We start from the raw sequence: 15,778 nt of genomic DNA on the forward strand, positions 1-15,778 counted from the left end.
CTCTGCCCCACACCCCGGAGTATTTTCACCAGGAAAAAGCCAGCGGGCTCAGAACAGCGCCTTGCGCAGCATGTTCAGCGCGACGAGCATCAGGAAGCCCGCGAAGACGCGCTTGAGCTTCTTCGGGTCGAGCCGGTGGGCGAGCGCCGCGCCCCAGGGGGCGGTGATCATCGTCATCGCGATCACCACGAAGAAGGCCGGCACGTTGATCGCGCCGATCGTATAGGGCGGCGCGTCGGGCACGCGGGTCAGCAGGAAGGCGACCGCCGAGGGTGCGGCGATGGTCACGCCAAAGCCTGCCGCCGTCGCCACCGCACGGTGAATGGGCACCCCGTGCAGGGTCAGCATCGGCGTGCCGATCGACCCCCCGCCGATGCCAAGGAGCACCGAGGCGAAGCCCATCAGCGGCCCGAACCAGGCGCGGAAGATCCCGCCCGGCAGGTGATCCGAGAGCCGCCAGCTTGCCTTGCCGAAGGCCATGTAGCAGGCGATGCAGAAGACCAGCACGCCGAAGATCAGCTGCAGCGTCTGCGTGCGCAGCTGCGCGACGACCAGGACGCCGGCGACCGCGCCGATGGCGATCGGCGGCGCCCATTGCTTCAGGATCACCCAGTCGACCGCGCCGCGGCGGTTGTGCGCCAGCACCGAGCGGATCGAGGTGACGATGATCGTGGCAAGCGAGGTCGCGACGCAGACCTGCATCAGGTTGTCCGACCCGTAGCCGAGCCCGGCGAAGAGGTAGTAGAAAGCGGGCACCAGCACGATGCCGCCGCCGACGCCGAGAAGCCCGGCAAGGATGCCGGCAAGGGCGCCGACCGCCATCAGGATCAGCAGCAGCGGCAAAAGCGTGTCGAGATGGGTCATGCGGTCCTCCTGCGCGCCCGGGCCTATGCGGGTCGCGCCACTTCTGCCAGAGCCGCCTCGTAAAGCGCAAGCCCCGCGCCCTCGCGTGTCGCGCCTTCGGACAGCACCCGGCGCCAGCCGCGCGCCCCCGGCCGGCCGTGGAACAGGCCGAGCATGTGGCGGGTGATCTGATGCAGCCGTCCACCCGTGGCAAGGTGCTGCGCGATATAGGGTTTCATCGCCTCGGCCGCGGCGAAGGGATCGACGGGCGCCCCCTCGCCCCAGATCGCGGCATCGGCACCGCCCAGGACCTCCATCGGCTGGTGATAGGCGGCGCGGCCGATCATCACCCCGTCCATTCCGGCGGCGAGCTGAGCCTCGGCCTCGGCCAGCGTGGCGATGCCGCCGTTGATCGAGAGGTGCAGATCCGGGAATTCCGCCTTCATCGCATGGACGAGCGGATAGTCGAGCGGCGGGATCTCGCGGTTGTCCTTGGGGCTCAGCCCCTGCAGCCAGGCCTTGCGGGCATGGATGGTGAAGCGGCGCACGCCGGCCTGCGACACCTGGCGCAGGAAGTCGGGCAGCACCTCTTCGGGCACCTGATCGTCGACGCCGATGCGGCATTTCACCGTGACCTCGACCGGGCTCGCGGCGATCATCGCGCTCACGCAGCGCGCCACCAGATCGGGGGTCTTCATCAGCACCGCCCCGAAGGCGCCCGACTGCACCCGGTCGGAGGGGCAGCCGCAATTGAGGTTGATCTCGTCATAGCCCCAATCGGCGGCGATGCGGGTGGCCGCGGCCAGCTCTGCGGGATCCGAGCCGCCGAGCTGCAGCGCGACCGGATGTTCCTCGGGCGAGAAGTCCAGCAGCTGCGCGCGTTTGCCATGCACGATGGCGGGCGCGGTGACCATCTCGGTGTAAAGAAGCGCGTGGTGCGAGATCTGGCGGTGAAAGACGCGGCAGTGGCGATCCGTCCAGTCCATCATGGGCGCAACGGACAGGCGGGAGACCATCGATAAATCATGTTTTTTAATTTTATCAGTCACTTATCTTCGCCTCACCTTCGTCTCGTTCCGGCCTGTTCTGTACCAAATACGCCGAATTCGACGCTGGGCTTGGCACTATGTACCAAATAGGATTCCCATGAACCAAGTCAGGAGGTCTTCATGGGCTCGATCAGTATACGCAAGCGAAAGGATGGCAGCAGTAGCTACCCTGCGCGCGTGCGAGTGCTGCGAGACGGAACCTCCTATCATGAGACGAAGACCTTTGACAGACGCCCTGCCGCAACCGCCTGGATGAAGACGCGCGAGAAAGAGCTCGCAAAACCTGGTGCCTTGGAGGAGCTGAACGTATCTGACCCTCCGCTGTCCAAGGCGATCGAGCGCTACACTGAAGAAACGGTGAAGGACATCGGTCGCACGAAAGCGCAGGTCCTCAGGACCATTGCCGCCTACCCGATCGCTGATCTGCCCTGCTCCACCATCACGTCGAAGTGGATTTTCCCGAGATTTGTGGAGAGCGTTTAGCTCACTTCCCGGGCCTTTCGCTCGAAGGCGATCGGGCTCTGGAAGCCGAGCGATGAATGCCGCCTGAGGGGGGTATAGAACCCGTCGATGTATCTGGCGACGGCATTTTGAGCTTGAGCGCGCGTCTGCCATGCGACCGGCCAGATCAGCTCCGACTTGATGGTCTTGAAGAACGTTTCCACCATCGCGTTGTCGTAGCAGTTCCCGCGCCCGCTCATCGAGATCAGGATGCCACGTTTGCGCAGCAGCGCCTGATAGTCCACCGAGCAGTATTGCGACCCGCGATCGGAATGGTGAACCAGCCCCGGCCCAGGGGTGCGAGCCACCCGAGCACGGCGCAGGGCTTCGACCGCGAGGTCACGCTTCAGACGATCACTCGTGGCCCAACCGACCACGCGCCGCGAGAAGAGGTCCAGCATCGAGCCATTGTCCGCCATTGGTCCGAGGACAATGGCGAGGGGCAAGATAGAGCCAGCCCTCCGCCGTCCAGATGCAGGAGATATCCGCCCCCCACTTCCTGTCCGGGCCATCCGCCGTGAAGTCCTGCGCCACGAGATTGGGCGCGACGGGCCAGGCATGTTCATCCTCCCTAAAATCTGTCCACTGGACAGATTTCTTCACGCTCAAATTCCGTCGTGCGCCTGAAGCACCGCTTCTGCCGCGCGATCACCTGGTTCTCTCGCATCCGCCGCGCCGTGCGATGCCGTCCGATCTCATCGCCCTCACCCTTCGTGATCGACGCCTTCGCTTGCCGCATCGTCGGCTGGCGGGTGAGCCGAACGGCGCATGCAGGCTTCGTGCTCGACGCCCTGGAGCAGGCGGTTCATCAGCGGCAGCCGGGCGCCTGAACCGCCCCGGGTTTGCCGGAGGCTCCAACTCCTGAGTAGGATGGAGCATCATGAGCAAGACCACGAACAAGTTTTCCCCTGAGGTGCGCGAACGCGCTGTGCGGCTGGTGTTGGACACCGAAGGCCAGCACGGGTCGCGCTGGCAGGCCATCGTGTCGATCGCCGCGAAGATCGGCTGCTCGGCGCATACGCTGAATGACTGGGTCAAGAAGGCCGAGGTCGACAGCGGCAAGCGCGCCGGCATCCCGACCGAGCTGGCCGAGAAGATGAAGGCGCTGGAGCGCGAGAACCGCGAGCTGCGTCAAGCGAACGAGATCCTCCGCAAGGCCAGCGCATATTTTGCGATGGCGGAGCTCGACCGCCGGTCGAAGTGATGGTGGGCTTTATTGATGCGCATCGGAGTGCGCGCGGGGTCGAGCCGATCTGCAGCGTTCTGCCGATTGCCCCCTCCACCTATTACGATCACCTGGCCAGGCGGGCTGATCCCGCCCGGCGGTCGTACCGTGCGCGCGGGGATGAGGCGCTACGCCCCGAGATCCGGCGTGTGTTCGATGAGAACTGGCGGGTCTACGGCGTCCGGAAGGTCTGGCGGCAGCTTCGCCGTGAGGGTTTCGATGTGGCCCGCTGCACGGTCGCGCGGCTGATGAAGAGCATGGGTATTCAAGGCATTATCAGGGGCAAGCCGCACAGGACGACGATCCCCGACAGGAAGGCGCCCTGTCCGCTGGACAAGGTGAACCGCCAGTTTCGCGTGCCCGCGCCGAACAGGCTCTGGGTGTCGGACTTTACCTATGTCGCCACATGGAAGGGGTTCGTTTATGTTGCCTTCGTCATCGATGCCTATGCCCGCAAGATCGTCGGCTGGCGCGTCAGCCCCTCGGCGCATGCCGGTTTCGTTCTCGATGCCCTGGAGCAGGCGGTTCACGAGCGCCGTCCCGGCAAGGGTATGGGGTTGGTCCACCATAGCGACCGCGGGTCGCAATACCTGTCCATCCGCTACAGCGAAAGGCTGGCCGAGGCAGGCATCGAGCCCTCGGTGGGCAGCGTCGGTGACAGCTATGACAACGCGCTGGCCGAGACGATCAACGGGCTGTTCAAGGCCGAGGTCATCCACCGCCGCGGACCATGGCGCAGCTTCGGAGCGGTGGAATACGCGACGCTGGAATGGGTCGACTGGTTCAACAACCGCCGCCTGCTCGAGCCCATCGGGAACATCCCGCCCGCAGAAGCCGAGGCCAACTTCCATGCGGCTCTGGAAACTGAGACAATGGCCGCGTAACTGACGTCAATCAGCCTCCGGAAAACCCGGAGCGGTTCACTTTCAGCCCGGGCTCGCCCCCTCAAATAGGGGGCGATAGGGCTCACCGGATTTGATCACGGCGTGAATGGTGCGGCCCGTCTTCGCGGCGCTTACAGCATAGTTATGCCCGCTGCTTACTCGGCCTTATCTTGCCGAATAGTCTGCGACACATCCGCGCAGTGCGCTGTCATCGTCAGGGCCACGGGTAGGCCGACGGCGTGTACCCCTCTGCGGCAAGATGATCCACCACATCGCGACGGATATCGACGACATTACCTGTCGTATTCTGCCGTAATTGTCCGAGCTCCTCCGCATCGAAAGGGATAAAGTCCGTTGGCTTGGATTTGCCGGCCCAGACATCAATGATGAAGTTCAGCAGCGCCGCTGTATCGGCGTCCGACAGACCGTCACCGCGCACATTCGGAACATTGGCCAAATAGGCCCTTCTCACAGGCGAACTGGCGAAGTATCCGATCGAATCCACAAAATCCGGGATCCCCGCCTGTGGAAGCCCCCGGCCATTGGCCATATGGCAACCGATGCACTTCAGGACGTAATTGGTGGCAACGCTGCGCTGAGGTCCCGGCATGATCTTGTCGATGTCGGCAAGGGCGAAACCGGGCAGCAAGGCGAGGAAACTGCACAGAAAGAACGACTTGAGTTTCATGGCGCCGCCCTCTCTCTCATCTTGAATAACGCAGCATGGTCGGGCGGCGCCTCGCGCAGGGCCGCCAGTTTCGCGGGGGCCAGTCTTGGGCTGACCCCGTTCAGGTCGCCCAGAACGTAACCCGTGATGGCGAGCACCTCCGCATCGGTCAGCCCGGCATGCGATGGCATGACAAGACCGACATATTCCATGCCGTTGGCGGAAATGCGCCCGGTCAGCCCCGAAAGCAGCACTCCGCCCAGATAGGTGGGCGCCTCCTCGCCAAGGCTCGCGAAAAGCGCGCGATCTGCCAGAGGAGGGGCCAGCCCGGGGGCGCCGGCGCCTGCCTTCTGATGGCAGGCCGCGCAGATTTTGTCGAAGAGTTCCGCCCCCGCGCTCTGGTCCTGCGCGGCGGCCGACGCCGCAAGCGCAGTCAGGCAGAAGGCGAGTGTCACCCTGGCGCCGATGATCATTCCGCAAGCCCCACAACGATGGCCAGTGTGCAAAGAATGCTGTTGTCGGTATTCGCCAGGCACCAGCTCGATTCCGACGCAAGGCCCATGCGATAGCCCGGTCGGTCCCCTTCTTGCCGCGAGCAACCCTCGGTCTCGCAGCCGCCGGAGCCGCAGCAATCGTTATAGCTGACGAGATAGTCCTTGTTGTCATTGGGGTTGCGGCAGGTGCCGACCCAGGCGACTTTTGAAGGGGTAGAACCGGGCGGGCACTGCGTGACCGTCCCGCCGCAATGGCTGCACAGCCCGCCATGCAGCGAACAGTAGCGCCAGTATTCACAATCCTCGGGCAATTCGTCAGGCTCGCCGAAACCGCGCGCCATGGCGGCGCCGCCGATCGTCTCATAGGGCAGCATCGGCAGGACGGTGCCGCCGACCAGTGCCCACCCGGCCCGGCTGAGGAATGACCGGCGCCCGGCCCGATGGGCGATTCCGCGCGACGTGTTCTCGACCCGCGCGTCGAGCCAGTCGAAGAACTGGGAGATCAGGTTTTTCACAGGGTGTCTCCTTTGCTTGATGACGATCTAGTGCGCGGGCTGCGCATCTTGGGTGGACAGATAGGTCTGGATTGACGGGGCCTTGAGATCGAAAGCATTGAACAGGCTGTCGAACTGTTCACGGCTGTTGATCAACCCCTTGGCCCGGATGACGCCGTGCTGATCCAGAAGCACGGCATAAGGCAGCCGCGCAACACGGTAGCTCAGCCCCAGTTCGGTCGAGACCACATAGGGATAATCCTCCAGCTTGGCCGATGTGATGAACCGGTCATGCAGGGCCAGATCGCCCCCGTCCGAGGCAAGCACCACCTCGAGCCAGGCCCCTTCGGCCTTGCGGATATGGTTCAGAATAGGCAGCAGCTTCTTGCAGACCGGGCAGGTCGGCGACAGAAAGAAGACAAGCGTGCTCTTGTCGGCACGCGGGCCGATCGTGAGCAAGCCGCCAGTTCGGCTCTCAAGGGTGAATCGCGGCGATGCCATGCCGACCTGCGGGCCGGCGTCGTTCACCAAGGCGCCCATCGGCGCGACCCGCTCGAACAGGATCCCGATTTGTCGCCCCATGGCGAGCAGACCGAACGCGAGGCCAAGGATCATGACGAACATGGCCACATTCAGAAATACGAGTGCAGTCATTTCATTCTCTCTTCAGATGGTTGCGGCATCAGATCGTGCGCTGTGCAAGCGCAGCGTTGGACAGGATGCGATCGACGATGAGGAAGGCGAGGGTCAGCATCGCGCCCACCGCAAGCGCGGCAAGCGTGGCGCCCATTGAGGGCGCGGTCGCCGGCGCTGCCACCGCCGAAAGCCCCGCGATCGTCGCCAGAACGAGGTTGCGCAGCACCAGCGGCGCGCCGAGCGGTTGCGCCGCGCCGCCGCAGCCGCATTCCACCGTGGTGCGGCCCCGCAGGACATTGATGCCCATCGCCAGCGCGTAAAGCAGGAACAACCCCGCCCCCAGAGCAAGCGCAGCGACCGTGAGGCCCGGCATCACCGTTCCGATCACCACCGCCACCTCGGCCAGAACCAGCGCCGCGGCGGCAGGGCGCACCAGCGCCGCCGGCAGGATGCGGTAATCGGCGACAAAGCCGGTGAACTCGGTGAACTCGGTCAGTTTGTGAAAGGCGGCGCGGGCGAAGATCAGCGCGGTGCTCGTCGCCCCAGCCATGCCAAGCAGCGAGAAAGACTGTTCCATGCGTCTCACTCGGCCCCGGGCGCCATGTCGATCACCGTCGCGAAGCCCGTGCCCGTGGCGGCAGCCGTGCGGCGCAGCGCGAATTGCGCTTCGGGGACGACCTCGTAGCGAACGATCTCATCCTCTTTGAGGCTCAGCGAATACAGTGAAGGCGTCTCGGCGTCGGAGACGAAAACCGAGGACACCGCATTGACCTGTGACCGGAACAGACGCTTCCGCGCCTTGAGGTCATAGGCCCAGATCTCGGCGGACGCGTGATAATGCGCGCCCGGCTCTTTGATCTCCTTCATCGCCATGAAGAGGACGCCATGCGCCTCATTGATCGTGAAGGGATTGTAGCCGCCGGGGGCCCACTTGAGATCGGCGCCGATCGCAGGGATGGTCTCGACCAGCTTCACCGTGTCGCCGGCATCCGACAGACGCACGATCGCTCCGCCGTAGGTGATGAAATAGAGGTCCCCCTTATAACGATCATAGGTCAGATAGATGGGGTCTTTGTTCGGGTCGAAGACGGGCTTACCGCGGCTTGTGGTGAAAGTCTTGCCGGTCTCGTCCAGCTTCACACTCATGAACGCTCCATCGGCGCAAATGGTCGAGAAGCCGCTTCCCTCAAGCGTCGGATAGATGCCAAAGCAGCCCGGCGTCGGGATCTCGACCGCGAAACTGGAGGCGGCCAGATCCACCACCGTCACCGATGTTGCCGGGGTCGAATTCTGGATGAACAGAAAGCGTTCATCCGCGCTGAGCCGCGTCAGGGACTGATTGGTGGTAAATTGCGCGATCTGCGTCGGCAAGACAATTTCCTTGCGCACGCTGAGCGTCGGGATATCGAACACGGTCAGCACATCGGAGCGCGGACCGCGCACCATCCGCGCCTGAAAGTTCGAGGCGTAATAGGCGGTCCGCCCATCTCGCGAGATCGCCGAATGGGCCTGAAAGCCCGCGGCCATGGTGCCCTTGAAAGCCAGATCATCGGCCCCATAGACCTTGATTGCGCTGGCTGCGTTCCACCCTTGACTGTTCACAAAGACATTCGGGCCAGGTGCAATGGCCGCGAGTGCGGTCGGGGTTTCGAATTCGAAGGGGGGATGGGGGGCCTCGTCCTGGGCAAACGCGGCCCGGGTGGCCAGGCTGGCAAACAGCAAAAGCCCCAAGGCAAGTTTTCGTGTCATCGAGATCTCCATGCAGATCAATGTCGCTCGAACCTGCATCCTCACTGCAGCGCGGCGAAAGCCAGATTTTCCCGTAAATTTCGCCTGGGTTTTGAGCGGTTTGCAAAACCGCTCATGTTCCGGACCAGTTGTGCCGCGCCCGATCTTGCTGCGCTGCGCCGCCAGAACGACGGTGACGCGGCTCTGCCAGATGGGATTACCGCGATGAATGCTCCGTGCCTGACCTATTCCGTGAGGTCCTTCTTCGATGCCACTGACCAGGAAGCCGGGCTTCCGGGCTGGGAGCAGCGCTACATGCGAACGCGGGGCGGCAGTTTCGAGGGAAGCGTGACGAGGGCGAGTCTTGGGCCGGTAACAATTATCGAAGAGCGTAGCAGCGTCGGCATGCTTCAGTGGAGCGCGCCGCCTCCCGGCAAGATCGTCATCGCCGTTCTCGCCTCGGACCAGAAACGTGGCTTCAATGGCAAGGCCGTCGCTGATTGCCTGATGTTGCAGCGCGGAGGGAGTGAGATCCTCTGCCACAGCAACGCCGCGCTTCCCGTAAGAGGTCTGATGATCGAGGTCGACGAGGCTGCCGTTGATCTCCCAACAGGGCTGTTCCGGAGGACAGCCATCGTCGTACGCCCGTCCAGCAAGCAGATTCTGGATATTTCACGCTACTTCGAGCAAATCCTGCAATCGGCGCCCACGACCATGCGGATCGCCCCAACGATCCTTCAGCAGGAGATTGTCCAAATCCTCATGGATAAGGTGCAGTACTTGGTCGATCAATTCAAACAAAACGAATGCCGCCTCTTGGACGGCCGAACGACCGCCGCCGATATACTGCTGCGTGCCGAGGGCTTCTTCATTGAAAACAAGCCTGAGGACATCACCATCCAATCGCTATGCGAAGGTCTGGCCATAAGTCAGGCCACCTTGCGCAACGCTTTTGCTGAACTTCTGTCCATGACGCCGCGCGAGTGGCTCATCGCACGAAAGCTCGATATCGGACACAGGTTGTTGTGGGAAGGAACTACCACGACGACGCAACTGGCCATGGCAAGCGGTTTCGGGCATCTGGGCCGCTTCTCGACCTACTATAGAGAAATTTACGGAGACCTGCCGTCCACCAAAGATGATGTCCCGGGAGGTGGTGTAGCTCGCTGCGGGCCTCGCGCTTTCAAGCGGGCGGTCAGTCGCTCTGCGCTGCAGGCAGGCCGACAGTGAGATCATCGCAGACGGGTGCGAGCGTTTCCAGCGTCATGTATCTGGGGCGCAGGACCGTCCATTCCTCGGCCTGTTCCATCAGGATGGCGCCGACGAGGCGCCGGATCGAGGCCTCGTGGGGAAGAGCCCGACGACATCGGTCCGCCGCTTGATCTCGCCGTTCAGGCGCTCGACCGGATTCGTGCTGTGCAACTTCGCGCGGTGCTGGGCGGGGAAGGTCATGTCGGCCAGCACGTCCTCTTCGGCCCTGTCCATGAGCGTGGCGAGTTTCGGCAGCTTGGGCTGCATCTGATCCGCCACCAGCGGCCACTGGGTCTTGGCCGTGGCGATAAAGGCCGAGACCACCCTGCGGCTGCTCCTTCCGGCATGGGCGAGCGCATTGCGCTCGAAATGTCCCTGGCCGCGCTGCCAGGTGGTCGACAAAACCCGGGCCGTGGCCGCTGTGATGCCCGCATGCGCATCGCTGATCACCAGCTTCACACCCGAGAGGCCGCAGCGGACAAGATCGCGTGAGACACCTCGGTCCAGAACGGCTCGGCCTCGGAAGCGCCGATCGCCGGTCGACACTGCCGGCCCGCGTCTGCCGGTCGCGATCGCGATCGCGATAGCCGTTGCGCTGCGCCAGTCGCTCGGGGCTGTTCTCGCCGGCGTCGGCGCCCGAACTCCAGCTCCATCAGACGTTCGGCGGCAAAGCCGATCATCTCACGCAGAAGATCGGCATCTCCGCTCTTCTTCACCAGCGCGCCCAGGTCCATCATCCGTTTGGTCATCGGCTCTGTTCCTCGGTTCAGATTAGTGGTCGCAGCCCGACCCTACCGAGAAACCCGATTGCCACCGACACCTACACCACGCCAAGGGGCGTCACCCTTTGCGGTGAAGTAGCTTCTCTCAGCGGAAAGGTGCGGCGGCGGCGACCGAGACCGATGTATAGGCAAGCGCGTAATCGCGCAGCGCCTCGGCAAGGCTGCTTTGAGCCGTCAAAAGATCGCGTTCCGCATCGAGGACGATGAAGAACTCCCCTTCCCCGCCACGCCAAGTTTCGCGTGACAGATTGGCGGTCTCTTGCGATGTGGCGACTAGGCGCCTTTGGATTACTACGTTGTTCGCGCCCCGGCTCCAGGCCGTGAGACCGTTTTCGACATCCTCGATTGCAGCGAGCACGGTCGCACGCCATTTGATCTCGGCCTGAACAGCGCGCGATTCCGCCGCCGAAAGATTGGCCTTGTTCGCGCCACCACTAAAGATCGGCAGGTTGATCTGCGGGCCGATCTGCCAGGGCGTCACATTTCCGCTGCCTCGGGTGTGGGTGGGCAGGATGCTGCCACTGATCGAGACCGAGGGCCAAAAGGCAGCCTCGGCCACGCCGACACGGGCAACAGCAGCGGCAAGGCGCCGCTCAGCCACTTTCACGTCCGGACGCGCCCGGATGACCTCGGCCGGCACACCGACCGAGGGCTTGCCGCGTGCCACGGGCTGCGATGCGCCGCGCTGGACGGTGTCCAGAATATCGGCCCGGCGGGTGCCGGTGAGGGTGGCGAGGCGATTGACCGCTCGGTCGACGCCGATCTGAAGCGCCGGTAGCGCCGCATCGGACTGCGTGACGGCCTTTTGCGCCTGCAGCTCTTCCAGCTTGCCCGACTGGCCAAGTCGCACCATATCCCGTGTCATCTTCAGCGTCTCGCCGCGGCTGGCGATGCTCTTGCGAGTCAAGGCGATGCTTTCCTGATAATAGCGCAGTTCGATATAGCTGTTGGTGATCGCCGCCGCGACGGAAAGGCGTGCAGCCTCTTCGGAAAGCTTCGCGGCCTCCAGTTCGGCAAGGGCGGCGGTGCGCGCCGCACCGTTGCCACCGAGAATATCCAGGAGCCAAGAGGTCGAAAGACCGGCCGAGGTTTGCTCGGTGATCACTTTCGTGCCCTCGGCGTCACCTCGCTGCTCGCTCGCATTGGCCGAAAAGGTGGGAAACATGGCGCTGCGGCTGCCCTGATACGCAGCCTCGGCCTCATCGATGACGGCGACGGCTTCCTTTATGTCGAGGTTGCGCGCCAGCCCCTGAGCTACCAGCCTATCCAGCGTATCGTCGCGGAAGGCTTGCCAGAACGGGCCGGCAGCGCTTCGGCTCATGGTCTCGCCAGAAAAGCCTGCGGGAAGCTCTGCCATGGGCGCGGAATATTCGGTGGTGACACAGCCTGTCAGAAAGAGCGTCAGAGTAATGGCGATCAGTTTTCTGGCGACGCGCTTGGTTTTCCGCGTGCCGGTTTTCTGGGGTTCCATGCTCGATTTTCCTATGATTGAAGGCTGCCGTGAGCAGAGGTCGCGCTGAAAACGCTGATCGGTTGGTCTCTGGCGGGGGGACCGTATGAGCCGCTCCTGTTGTGTATTGGAGTGAAATGGCTGGTTGTCGGCACAACTTTTCCGGGAACAGATCTTCGCACTGAGGGCTCCAGATAATGGCAAGCCTATGCTATGGCTCAAAACTGTCCAGAATCCGTGCAGGACTGATCCAGAAATCATCCGCATGCAAAAGCTCTACGGACTTTCATGGAACGGGGAGCGAGATCGTGTTCCTCTTCTGATGCGAGGAAAGCACCCGCTCCAGTCCCTACCAGAACATCAAGATTTCAGGCGGCGGCTCAGCTGTCGCTCAGGGGCGCGGCATAAAGCCCGCCCTTCGCCACCAGTGAGCTGCTGCCGGTTTCGTGGACAGCTGGTTATCCTTGTGGCGGCCGTGATGGTGATCGCCGGCGTCATTGTCGCCCAGAAGGGGGAGAAAGGCAGAGGGAGAACTAAGTGGATGAACGGCCTTTCCACCAACCCGCTGCTATCGTGGCGGCATAGGTGGAGACCCGAAGACGTCGGGCTGCGCGAGCGCATGCGCCTGCTGGCAGGTGAACAGCGCCGGTTTGGCCATCGGCTGCGCCACGTTCTGCTGAGACAGAAGGGGCTGGTGACCAACCGCAAGAAGACCCCGCGACTTTTCCGCGAAGACTGAGGAGGATCAGAGAATGAACCAGTGGATCTTTTCCCCTGCGAAGCTCTCGGTTCGCAAGCAGCGGGGGAGCAAGAAGGCAACTGGGTCCCGGCCGCCGCCACTGACCGTCGCCGTGCCGAACGCGCGCCGGTCGGTGGATTTCGTCCACGACCAGTTCGCCCATGGCCGCCGGTCCTGCGTCTTCGACGTGATCGACGACGTCAGTTAGGAATGCCCCGCCGTCGTCGACACCTCAATCTCTGCCCGCGGTGTCGCGCGGGCACTCTCAGCTGTGATCGCCTGGCGCGGCGAACCCGGTCTGATCGTCAGCGATCAAGATGAGATGGGACTGTGACCCCGGTTGGGCCGCGTAAGCTCATCGAATGAGTTCACCTCGAACACAATGCGGCATTACCCCCACCCAGAACTGAAAATGGATGCGTGAAGTTTACTTTATCCCCCGTCAAGACGGGGAGGGCTACCGGGGCCTTCCCCCCCCAAAAAAAAGCTGATGTGAGGCTGAGAGGCCGGTTGGGGCGGATTCTGGAGGTTCGCCGCATATGCAGGAATATCCCTGACCGACTGAGAAAGCAGACATTCAAACAGAGCTTTAGTGCCGAGCCCAGCCCTATGACGCGGAGGGCTTTTTGCCGTCCGTGCGACGCACGGCCGGGCATCCGCAGGACTCGGTGAGAGCGGTTCTTCGACCAATGCTCTGCACTTCTGGCAGCCGGTCGTCGTGGCGCGAAGAACTTCTGCCGGATGGCGGCGCGACATGGCCACCGCAGCAAGTTGCAAAAGGCGGCCGACCATGTTGGACGTTACGGACGCCCCCCGCGCTGCACCGAACACGATGACCGCTATGCACCTCCGTCGAGAATGCCTCGACAGCAGTCGGGAGCGCTCAGCTGGTCAGATGATCCAAGATCGCCTCGACATCATCGAGGAATGCCGTCCAGTCCCCCTTTTCGTCGATACCGTTCAGTCGCATGAGGAAGAGACCCTCCACTGCCAGAAAGGCGACGCGCGCGGTCCGGGCCGCGGCCGAGCAGCCGCCGAGCCGGTGAAAGATGCCACGATACCAGTTGCGCGTCTCGCGTCGGTTGACCGGGTCTTCCAGATAGCTGACCAGAAGTCCCGCCATCTTGGCATTCATCGCCTGCTGCGAGGCCCGGGTCGCCGCGATGTAACGCCGGACAAATGCCACGGGATCGACGTCTTCCTCGGTCCCCATCACGGCATCGAACTGGCTGGTCCAGCGCTCGACCAGAGCGCGCACCAGATCATCCTTGCTGGCAAAGGAATATTGCACCCCGCCCTTCGAGATCCCCGCCGCTTGCGCCAGCGCCCCGATGGTCAGCGCCGCCCCACCGCCGGTGCGCACGATCTCCTCGGCAACATCCAGCAATCTGTCGCGGGTGATCGTCGGCTTCCGGCCCATTGGTCTTTTCGTCCATGAGTTCTCTATTGAATTCCATACGTATGTATTTATTTGGGGGGACGCAACAGGTCTATACAGGTGCCCGATGCCCACTCGCCCCCTCGATCCGAAACGCTGGCTGGTGCTGCTGGCCGTGATGCTGGCCTTCCTGCCGGTGGTGCTGGACATGACGATCCTGCATGTGGCGGTGCCGACGCTGACCCAGGCCATTGCGGCGTCGAATACCCAGGTGCTGTGGATCATCGACATCTATCCGCTGCTGATGGCGGGGCTGCTGGTGCCGATGGGCACCTTGGCCGACCGGGTCGGCAACCGACGCATCCTGCTGACCGGGCTGACAGTTTTTGGGCTGGCCTCGGCGCTGGCGGCCTTTGCGCCCTCTGCGCCGATGCTGATCGCGGCGCGGATGCTGCTGGCGCTTGGCGGGGCGATGATCATGCCCTGCGTTCTTGGCATCATCCGCCGCACCTTCGAGGACCCGGCCGAGCGCGGCCTTGCACTGGGGCTGTGGGGCACGGTGGGCGCGGCAGGTGCGGCGGTGGGGCCGCTGATCGGCGGCGCACTTCTGGGGCATTTCTGGTGGGGGTCGGTCTTCCTGGTCAATGTTCCGGTGATGCTGATCGTGCTGCCCGCCTGCTGGCTGCTGCTGCCCCGGCGCGAGGAGATCACCCCCGGCCATTGGGCCATCGGCCAGGCGCTGCTGCTGATCCTTGGCATGATCGCCACCGTCTATGCGATCAAGGCGGGGTTTGGCGCGAAGCAGCCGTTGTCGGTCGTCCTGCTGGTCCTGGCTCTCGGCGCGGTGCTCCTGTCGATTTTTGTCCGCCTGCAGCTGCGCAGCCCTGAACCGATGCTGGATCTGTCGCTGTTCTCGCGCCCGGCGATCGTGGCAGGGATCATCATGGCGGTCGTGGCCAGCGGCTCGCTGGCAGGGGTCGAACTGACCCTGGCGCAGGAGCTGCAATATGTGCTGGACAAGACGCCGCTTCAGGCCGGGCTGTTCATGATCCCGATCATGGCGGCCGCGGCGCTCGGCGGGCCTGTGGCCGGCTGGTTGTCGGGGCGCTTCGGGCTGCGGCCGGTGGCCTGCCTGTCGCTGGCGGTCTCGGCAGGGGCGCTTGCGGGCCTTACCGTCACGGATTTCCGTGCCCCCGGGCTGATCGTGCCGGCGCTGCTGGCGGTGCTCGGTCTTGCCCTGAGTATCGGACTCACGGCCTCGTCCATCGCGATCATGGGCGCCGCCGACGCCAGCGAGGCGGGGGCGGCGGGTTCGCTTGAGGCAACGGGGTATGAACTGGGCAGCGGTCTGGGGATCACCCTGTTCGGCGTCTTCATGTCGGTGGTTTTCGAACGCCATCTGGTGCTGCCCGAGGGCGTTCCCGAGGCGCTGGCCGATCAGGCGTCGCGCTCGATCGGGGATGTCTATATCGCCGCCCAGCACCTTGGCCCCGGCCCGGGGGCGGCGGTGATCTCCGCCGGCAAGGCCGCGTTTTCCGCGACCCATTCGGTGCTGCTGACCACCGCGGCCCTCTTGATGAGCCTGCTGACGGTCCTGGTGTTTTTCCTGCTGTCGCGGGCGCGCTCAAAGGCCGCCGGCCAGCCCTGAACGCTTCTC

17 protein-coding genes, 2 pseudogenes and 1 other annotated feature are annotated in these 15,778 nt (G+C 63.7%); of the genes and pseudogenes, 7 read left to right on the plus strand and 12 right to left on the minus strand.

Features of this window, described 5'->3' with window-relative positions; all coding sequences use genetic code 11:
• Window positions 1–48: 48 nt before the first annotated feature.
• A complete protein-coding gene (locus AC0QTQ_RS10135; protein ID WP_480256462.1) occupies window positions 49–864 on the minus strand; it encodes a sulfite exporter TauE/SafE family protein in 816 nt (271 codons plus the stop codon).
• A gap of 23 nt (window positions 865–887) precedes the next feature.
• A complete protein-coding gene (gene dusA, locus AC0QTQ_RS10140; protein WP_480256463.1) occupies window positions 888–1,832 on the minus strand; it encodes a tRNA dihydrouridine(20/20a) synthase DusA in 945 nt (314 codons plus the stop codon).
• A 180-nt stretch (window positions 1,833–2,012) separates the two neighbouring features.
• Here dusA and AC0QTQ_RS10145 point away from each other — a divergent pair, with 180 nt between their 5' ends.
• Window positions 2,013–2,375, plus strand: a complete 363-nt coding sequence (locus AC0QTQ_RS10145) for a hypothetical protein (protein WP_480256464.1) — start codon at window positions 2,013–2,015, stop codon at window positions 2,373–2,375.
• A gap of 17 nt (window positions 2,376–2,392) precedes the next feature.
• Here the strand turns inward: AC0QTQ_RS10145 and AC0QTQ_RS10150 are convergent.
• A pseudogene (locus tag AC0QTQ_RS10150) lies at window positions 2,393–3,099 on the minus strand (IS3 family transposase); the annotation flags it as partial.
• Here AC0QTQ_RS10150 and AC0QTQ_RS10155 point away from each other — a divergent pair.
• Window positions 3,011–3,223: a hypothetical protein gene (locus AC0QTQ_RS10155; protein ID WP_480259252.1), complete on the plus strand. Its 213-nt coding sequence runs from the start codon at window positions 3,011–3,013 to the stop codon at window positions 3,221–3,223. The pseudogene AC0QTQ_RS10150 and the gene AC0QTQ_RS10155 sit on opposite strands and share 89 nt — an antisense overlap.
• A 50-nt stretch (window positions 3,224–3,273) precedes the next feature.
• Window positions 3,274–4,502, plus strand: a protein-coding gene (locus tag AC0QTQ_RS10160; protein WP_480256465.1) for an IS3 family transposase whose coding sequence is annotated in 2 segments (ribosomal slippage) — window positions 3,274–3,562 and window positions 3,562–4,502 — 1,230 coding nt in all. Because the reading frame shifts where the segments join, the coding sequence is not laid out codon by codon here.
• Window positions 3,555–3,671, plus strand: a sequence feature (AL1L pseudoknot). (Overlaps the previous gene by 117 nt.)
• A 214-nt stretch (window positions 4,503–4,716) precedes the next feature.
• Here AC0QTQ_RS10160 and AC0QTQ_RS10165 read toward each other — a convergent pair.
• Genes AC0QTQ_RS10165 through AC0QTQ_RS10190 form a run of 6 tightly spaced genes read right to left on the minus strand, consistent with a single transcriptional unit; the run spans window position 4,717 to window position 8,542 of the window.
• Entirely contained in the window at window positions 4,717–5,190 is a 474-nt protein-coding gene (locus AC0QTQ_RS10165; RefSeq protein ID WP_480256466.1) for a c-type cytochrome, read from the minus strand.
• Window positions 5,187–5,642, minus strand: coding sequence for a c-type cytochrome (locus AC0QTQ_RS10170; RefSeq protein WP_480256467.1), 456 nt, complete (start codon window positions 5,640–5,642; stop codon window positions 5,187–5,189). The genes AC0QTQ_RS10165 and AC0QTQ_RS10170 overlap by 4 nt, the downstream gene beginning before the upstream one ends.
• Window positions 5,639–6,178 carry a methylamine dehydrogenase light chain gene (locus AC0QTQ_RS10175; RefSeq protein WP_480256468.1) on the minus strand — a complete coding sequence of 180 codons (540 nt, stop codon included), beginning with the start codon at window positions 6,176–6,178 and terminating at the stop codon, window positions 5,639–5,641. Before AC0QTQ_RS10175 ends, AC0QTQ_RS10170 begins: the two co-directional genes overlap by 4 nt.
• 27 nt (window positions 6,179–6,205) lie before the next feature.
• A complete protein-coding gene (locus tag AC0QTQ_RS10180) occupies window positions 6,206–6,811 on the minus strand; it encodes a thioredoxin domain-containing protein (protein ID WP_480256469.1) in 606 nt (201 codons plus the stop codon).
• Between the two features lie 28 nt (window positions 6,812–6,839).
• A complete protein-coding gene (locus AC0QTQ_RS10185) occupies window positions 6,840–7,370 on the minus strand; it encodes a MauE/DoxX family redox-associated membrane protein (protein WP_480256470.1) in 531 nt (176 codons plus the stop codon).
• Between the two features lie 5 nt (window positions 7,371–7,375).
• Window positions 7,376–8,542, minus strand: coding sequence for an amine dehydrogenase large subunit (locus tag AC0QTQ_RS10190; protein ID WP_480256471.1), 1,167 nt, complete (start codon window positions 8,540–8,542; stop codon window positions 7,376–7,378).
• Window positions 8,543–8,656: 114 nt separating this feature from the next.
• On the opposite strand from AC0QTQ_RS10190, the gene AC0QTQ_RS10195 reads away from it, so the two are divergent.
• Window positions 8,657–9,751, plus strand: coding sequence for a helix-turn-helix domain-containing protein (locus tag AC0QTQ_RS10195; RefSeq protein ID WP_480256472.1), 1,095 nt, complete (start codon window positions 8,657–8,659; stop codon window positions 9,749–9,751).
• Here the strand turns inward: AC0QTQ_RS10195 and AC0QTQ_RS10200 are convergent.
• A pseudogene (locus tag AC0QTQ_RS10200) lies at window positions 9,717–10,521 on the minus strand (transposase). The gene AC0QTQ_RS10195 and the pseudogene AC0QTQ_RS10200 sit on opposite strands and share 35 nt — an antisense overlap.
• 118 nt (window positions 10,522–10,639) lie before the next feature.
• Window positions 10,640–12,025, minus strand: a complete 1,386-nt coding sequence (locus AC0QTQ_RS10205) for an efflux transporter outer membrane subunit (RefSeq protein ID WP_480256473.1) — start codon at window positions 12,023–12,025, stop codon at window positions 10,640–10,642.
• 457 nt (window positions 12,026–12,482) lie between these two features.
• Between AC0QTQ_RS10205 and AC0QTQ_RS10210 the strand changes: the two genes are divergently transcribed.
• Entirely contained in the window at window positions 12,483–12,743 is a 261-nt protein-coding gene (locus AC0QTQ_RS10210) for a hypothetical protein (RefSeq protein ID WP_480256474.1), read from the plus strand.
• Window positions 12,744–12,756: 13 nt separating this feature from the next.
• Entirely contained in the window at window positions 12,757–12,951 is a 195-nt protein-coding gene (locus AC0QTQ_RS10215; protein ID WP_480256475.1) for a hypothetical protein, read from the plus strand.
• Between the two features lie 675 nt (window positions 12,952–13,626).
• On the opposite strand, the gene AC0QTQ_RS10220 is transcribed toward AC0QTQ_RS10215, so the two are convergent.
• A complete protein-coding gene (locus AC0QTQ_RS10220) occupies window positions 13,627–14,163 on the minus strand; it encodes a TetR/AcrR family transcriptional regulator (protein WP_480256476.1) in 537 nt (178 codons plus the stop codon).
• Window positions 14,164–14,248: 85 nt separating this feature from the next.
• Between AC0QTQ_RS10220 and AC0QTQ_RS10225 the strand changes: the two genes are divergently transcribed.
• The gene (locus AC0QTQ_RS10225; RefSeq protein ID WP_480256477.1) at window positions 14,249–15,769 is read left to right on the plus strand and encodes an MFS transporter; all 1,521 of its coding nucleotides are present in this window, start codon (window positions 14,249–14,251) and stop codon (window positions 15,767–15,769) included.
• The last annotated feature ends 9 nt before the right edge of the window (window positions 15,770–15,778 follow it).

The sequence above is a fragment of the Paenirhodobacter sp. YD-8 genome (assembly GCF_056590935.1).

Excerpts from the sequence above, each read along its gene's own strand:
- AC0QTQ_RS10190 (WP_480256471.1), bottom strand. The coding sequence starts at position 8,542 with ATGACACGAAAACTTGCCTTGGGGCTTTTGCTGTTTGCCAGCCTGGCC.
- AC0QTQ_RS10185 (WP_480256470.1), bottom strand. The coding sequence starts at position 7,370 with ATGGAACAGTCTTTCTCGCTGCTTGGCATGGCTGGGGCGACGAGCACC.
- dusA (WP_480256463.1), bottom strand. The coding sequence starts at position 1,832 with ATGATGGACTGGACGGATCGCCACTGCCGCGTCTTTCACCGCCAGATC.
- AC0QTQ_RS10180 (WP_480256469.1), bottom strand. The coding sequence starts at position 6,811 with ATGACTGCACTCGTATTTCTGAATGTGGCCATGTTCGTCATGATCCTT.
- AC0QTQ_RS10165 (WP_480256466.1), bottom strand. The coding sequence starts at position 5,190 with ATGAAACTCAAGTCGTTCTTTCTGTGCAGTTTCCTCGCCTTGCTGCCC.
- AC0QTQ_RS10135 (WP_480256462.1), bottom strand. The coding sequence starts at position 864 with ATGACCCATCTCGACACGCTTTTGCCGCTGCTGCTGATCCTGATGGCG.
- AC0QTQ_RS10220 (WP_480256476.1), bottom strand. The coding sequence starts at position 14,163 with ATGGGCCGGAAGCCGACGATCACCCGCGACAGATTGCTGGATGTTGCC.
- AC0QTQ_RS10225 (WP_480256477.1), top strand. The coding sequence starts at position 14,249 with ATGCCCACTCGCCCCCTCGATCCGAAACGCTGGCTGGTGCTGCTGGCC.
- AC0QTQ_RS10170 (WP_480256467.1), bottom strand. The coding sequence starts at position 5,642 with ATGATCATCGGCGCCAGGGTGACACTCGCCTTCTGCCTGACTGCGCTT.
- AC0QTQ_RS10145 (WP_480256464.1), top strand. The coding sequence starts at position 2,013 with ATGGGCTCGATCAGTATACGCAAGCGAAAGGATGGCAGCAGTAGCTAC.
- AC0QTQ_RS10215 (WP_480256475.1), top strand. The coding sequence starts at position 12,757 with ATGAACCAGTGGATCTTTTCCCCTGCGAAGCTCTCGGTTCGCAAGCAG.
- AC0QTQ_RS10210 (WP_480256474.1), top strand. The coding sequence starts at position 12,483 with ATGGTGATCGCCGGCGTCATTGTCGCCCAGAAGGGGGAGAAAGGCAGA.
- AC0QTQ_RS10195 (WP_480256472.1), top strand. The coding sequence starts at position 8,657 with ATGTTCCGGACCAGTTGTGCCGCGCCCGATCTTGCTGCGCTGCGCCGC.
- AC0QTQ_RS10205 (WP_480256473.1), bottom strand. The coding sequence starts at position 12,025 with ATGGAACCCCAGAAAACCGGCACGCGGAAAACCAAGCGCGTCGCCAGA.